Annotated in this window: 3 protein-coding genes and 2 pseudogenes; 3 read left to right on the top strand and 2 right to left on the bottom strand. The window is 62.0% G+C overall.

What is annotated here, in order from left to right; genetic code table 11:
- Positions 1-452 (bottom strand): annotated as a pseudogene (locus tag J0I64_RS01025) (hypothetical protein); the annotation flags it as partial.
- A gap of 101 nt (positions 453-553) precedes the next feature.
- The gene (locus J0I64_RS01030; protein WP_291405553.1) at positions 554-1,879 is read right to left on the bottom strand and encodes a sugar ABC transporter substrate-binding protein; all 1,326 of its coding nucleotides are present in this window, start codon (positions 1,877-1,879) and stop codon (positions 554-556) included.
- Positions 1,880-2,005: 126 nt separating this feature from the next.
- Here J0I64_RS01030 and J0I64_RS01035 point away from each other — a divergent pair, with 126 nt between their 5' ends.
- The 3 genes and pseudogenes from J0I64_RS01035 to J0I64_RS01045 form a co-directional block, all read left to right on the top strand.
- Complete coding sequence (locus J0I64_RS01035; RefSeq protein WP_291405556.1) at positions 2,006-3,145, top strand: LacI family DNA-binding transcriptional regulator; 1,140 nt, start codon at positions 2,006-2,008, stop codon at positions 3,143-3,145.
- A gap of 94 nt (positions 3,146-3,239) precedes the next feature.
- A complete protein-coding gene (locus tag J0I64_RS01040; RefSeq protein WP_291405558.1) occupies positions 3,240-4,274 on the top strand; it encodes a hydroxyacid dehydrogenase in 1,035 nt (344 codons plus the stop codon).
- Positions 4,275-4,291: 17 nt separating this feature from the next.
- Positions 4,292-4,533 (top strand): annotated as a pseudogene (locus J0I64_RS01045) (sorbosone dehydrogenase); the annotation flags it as partial.

Below are 4,533 nucleotides of genomic sequence, written 5' to 3' on the forward strand. Positions count from 1 at the left end.
ATCTGCGTCATTGGGCCGAACATTGGGCCATAAAGGTAGCCCCAGATCAGGGCCGCGATGACAGTCGGTACAGCATAGGGCAGAAAGAGCCCGAGCCTGAAAAAGGCCCGCGCCCAGAGCATGCCGCTATCGAGGATCAGCGCCAGCAAGAGCGCCGCGCCCAGCATGACCGGGAGCTGGAAGACCCCATAGCGCATCAGCAGGAACACGCCATCCCAGAATTTCCGGTCGCTAAGCGCCTTGCCATAATTGTCGAGCCCGACGAACCGGACGCCGCCGATCATGGTTTCCCGGAAGAAGGACAGCTGCAGCGCGTAAAAGAGCGGCACCACCAGGAAGACAATAAAAAGGGCCAGGAAGGGAGCGAGAAAGAAATAGGGCGCCAGCTTTTGCGCCCATTTGCTGGATCGCCGTCGTGCCGGCCGAAGCGGGCGGGCGGAAATATCGGTCATCATTTCGTCCTTGGGCGGCGAGAGGCTTCCGCAGGGCGCTGCACTGCAAAGGGTTGGGAGCGCCGCGGGGAGGCGGCGCGCCCAGAGGTCCAGGGAGGACGTCAGGTAGTAACGGTGTAGCCCTGCTCGCTGGCATAGGTCACGATGGCTTCCTGCGTACGATCGAGCGCATCGGCCAGCGTGCCATTGCCGGCAACGGCGGCCCCGATGTTCTCCTGCAGCTCGCTGGTGAACACATCGTGGAAGGGCGAGAACTGGTAGCCCGGAATGACGTGCTCGGCCGCTTCGGCAAAGACTTCGTTGACCGCCTGGCCGCCGTAGAATTCGGAGGGGGTGCCCATCAATGCCTTGTCGGCCAGCAGTTCCTTGCGCACGGGGAACAGGAACTGATCGGTATTGTAGAGACGTGTCGCCTCGCCGTCGGTGGCCATGAAGGTGGCGAACAAGGCGGCTTCTTCCGGATGCGCCGTCGGCTTGATGACGCTGAAGGTCGACCCGCCCCAGTTGGACGTAAAGAACTCGCCTTCTTTCCACTGTGGCAGCTGGCCGGCGCGCCACTTGCCAACGCTCTGGTTGGCAACGTTGGTGAGCTGCACCGGGCTCCAGGCCGCGGCAATCCAGCTGGCAATCGTGCCGTTGTCAAAAGCGGTGAACCATTCAGGCGTCCAGTTTGGCGTCAGATCGACGGCCTTGGCATCGAGCAGATCCTGCCAGTAGGCGGCCCAGGCCTTCGCCGGCTCGTCGTTGATGCGAATGGTTACGTCGGTGCCGTTCAGCGAGAAGGGCTTGCTACCCGCCTGCCAAAGCACGCCGATCATCCAGCCGCCGTTGTTGGCGCCGAAATTGGTGAGATACTTTCCGGGATTGTCCGCGGCATATTTCTTGGCGAGTTCGGCAAAACCGGCCCAGGTCGGCGGAACCTCGGCAGCGCCCGCCGCTTCAAAAATGTCGGCGCGGTAAAGCAGGCCCATCGGACCGGAATCCCACGGCATGGCATAGACGCCGCCCGAAGCATCGCTTACCGACTCCCAGGCCCAGTCAACGAACTGGTTCTTGACGTCATTGGCCCCGTGCGGCGTCAGGTCGAGCAGGGCATCGATGGCGCGGAATGATGGCAGGCGCTGAAATTCGGCCTGCACGATATCGGGAAAGCCCGAACCGGCGCGAAGCGCCGCGCGCAGCTTGGTGTTTTGGTCCTCGCCGCCGATATTCTCCAGCGTCACCTTGATGTGGGGGTACTTCTTCATGAACAGGGCGACCTGGTTCTCGGTGCGCGGTGTCCACGCCCAGAATGTCAGGTTGACGGTTTCCTGCGCTCGGGCCATGCCCGGCAGGCCCGCAATGGCTGGTGCCGCCAGCCCCGCCGCTGCGACCTTGAGAAAGTCACGCCGCCCCCAGCGCGCACCCGGCTTAAGAAAGTTGGTCATTCGGCTCCTCCCGAAAGTGTATCGCCTCGACCCGTCGAGCGGCCCCGGGGCGCACTAACCCAGCAGGTTTCCGCATTTGAGGGGCCGGCCAAAACGACCACAACCCCGCTCCAGTCAGGTATCGAGATGGCGATAAACCAGCATGCGCAAATTTCCGTGTCAATGCGCAAATTGCTCTTTGCGCAAATTGCGCGTTGCGGTTGCTTGGAGAACGCTGCACAGCTATGGTCCGCCAGAGTCCCCCAGGAGCGTCCCAAATCAATGGCTAGGTCAGCAAATCAGGTCGAATTGGCGCGGATCGCTGGGGTCTCCGTCAGTACGGTCTCCCGGGCCTTGTCCAATTCCAAGGGTATCAGCGCGGAATTGCGCACGCAAATTCTGCAGCTTGCCGAACAGATGGGCTATCGCAGCCGCGGCAGCACCGAGCCGGAAAGCCGCACGGTTCGCATGTATGTCACCACCAATGCAGCCACAGGCGGCCTGGCAACTTTCTACAACGTGCTTATCGACGCGATGAAAACGGCCGCCCAGGAGGCCGAGTTGAACCTCGAAATCCGCCTCAGCCACGACAAGGCATTGGACCAGGCCCGTCTTGACCGTGACGCCGGGCCCGATCCGGTCGCGGTAACCATGGTCATGGGCATAGATCCCTCCAATGAGGTCATGGCTCAATTTGGCCCTTCCCGTCCGCTGATCCTGGTCAATGCCTTCGACCCGCTGATGCGCTTCGACTGCGTCGCACCGAACAATTATTATGGTGCCTACTGGGCAACACGCCGCTTGCTCGAGGCAGGCCATCGCTCGCTGCTGCATGTGCGAGACCAGCATCGCTGGACGACAACCCAACGCGAGCGCGGCTTTTTTGCCGCTATCGAGGACACCAAGGGCGCCAAGGGGCGAGTGGTCGACATTCGTTTCGGCGACGATGAGCTGATTGCCGCAGTTGCCGATCGAAAGGCCGGGAACGCGGACTGGACCGGCATTTTCTGCGTGCATGACATGGCGGCAGTGCGCGCCGTTCACGCTCTGGAAGCGGCACATTTCCGCATCCCTCAAGACGTTTCAATAGTCGGCTTCGACGACCTGCCGGCCGCCTCGCTTATGACCCCGAAGCTCTCGACTATGCGGGTTGATTGCGTGGCCATGGGACAGGAGGCTATCGCCCTCGTGTTGCGACGCCTCAACCACCCCAATGCCCGGCCGATCCAGGTAGAAAGCGCCGTAACATCCACCGAAGGGGGTACAATTGCGCAAATTGCACTCTAGAAAGAAAATTGCGCGATCAACTTGCGGACTTGCGTAGCTCGTGCGATAGGCTGTTCATGGGCGCAAGCGGCGCCGATGTGACTGAGGAAGCAGCATGTACGAGGCACGTGACAGGAGCGGCCGCAAACCGATACTGGCCTTTGCCTACGACCCGTCGCTGACGCGAGGCATCTATTCCGATGCAGCCCTCGCCCGCCTCCACAGCCTCTGTGACATCCCCGACGTCAAACCGATCCATGGCTTCGAGGACGAGGACAACCGCGCCCTTTTGGCTGAGGTAAGCATTCTCGCGACGGGGTGGGGGTGCCCCCGCCTCGATTCCAGTGCATTGCGAGCGATGCCACAGCTCTCCATGGTCGCGCATGGCGCCGGCACCGTTAAGAGCTTCATCGCGCCAGCGATCTACGAGGCTGGCATTACCGTGACCAATGCCGTCGCTGCCAATGCCGTACCGGTGGCCGAATTCACCTTGGCCTCCATACTGCTTGCCAACAAACGTGTTCTGTTCTTGCGCGATCTTTATCGCCAGACGCGCGAGGCGCTGCACCGCCATCCGGTGATGGAATCCACCCTCGGCAACTACCGCAAGACCATTGGCATTGTTGGTGCCTCTCATATCGGACGACTGGTGCTCGAGCTCCTGCGTCCGTTCGATTTCTCGGTGCTGCTGGCTGACCCCTATCTCTCCCCCGACGCGGCCCGACATCTCGGCGCTCGGCTGGTACCGCTCGAAGAGCTCCTTGCGCAGAGCCACGTGGTATCACTGCATGCACCGGCCCTCGCGAGTACGCGCCACATGATCGACGCACGGCGCCTGGCTCTGCTTCGAGATGGAGCGACTTTCATCAATACGGCGCGCGGAAGTCTTGTCGATCAGGACGCCCTCACCGCTGAGCTGGTGGCGGGACGCATTGATGCCGTGATCGATGTGACCGAACCCGAGGTTCTGCCGGCGGCCTCCCCGCTCTATGACCTGCCGAACGTATTGCTGACGCCCCACATCGCCGGGGCCGTCGGCGGAGAACGCGAGCGACTGGGGGATATGGCGGTCGACGAAATCGAGCGCTTCGTTACCGGGCAGCCGCTGCGTCATGCCATCGATCCGGCACTGCTCGAAAAGATCGCCTGAGCCCAAGGGAGTTGCACGTGACCCACCAGAGAGCCGCCTTCGTCGAACCCCGTCGGGAAGATGCCCGATTCTTGGAGAAGCGGCGCTATCAGATGCTCATCGATGGAAAGTCCGTCGATTCCGAGAGCGGGGAAACCATCGCGCGCGAAAGCCCCGCCTATGCCGACCTGGTGGTCTCCGAAATTCCCAAGGGCACGCGCGCCGACGCCGAACGCGCCATCCTTGCAGCGCGCAAGGCCTTCGACGAAGGCCCATGTCC

Source organism: Devosia sp. (assembly GCF_017307565.1).
Classification (GTDB): Bacteria; Pseudomonadota; Alphaproteobacteria; order Rhizobiales; family Devosiaceae; genus Devosia.

Bases quoted from the DNA above. Each gene is read 5' to 3' on its own strand.
- J0I64_RS01030 (WP_291405553.1), bottom strand. From the start codon at position 1,879: ATGACCAACTTTCTTAAGCCGGGTGCGCGCTGGGGGCGGCGTGACTTT.
- J0I64_RS01035 (WP_291405556.1), top strand. From the start codon at position 2,006: ATGGCGATAAACCAGCATGCGCAAATTTCCGTGTCAATGCGCAAATTG.
- J0I64_RS01040 (WP_291405558.1), top strand. From the start codon at position 3,240: ATGTACGAGGCACGTGACAGGAGCGGCCGCAAACCGATACTGGCCTTT.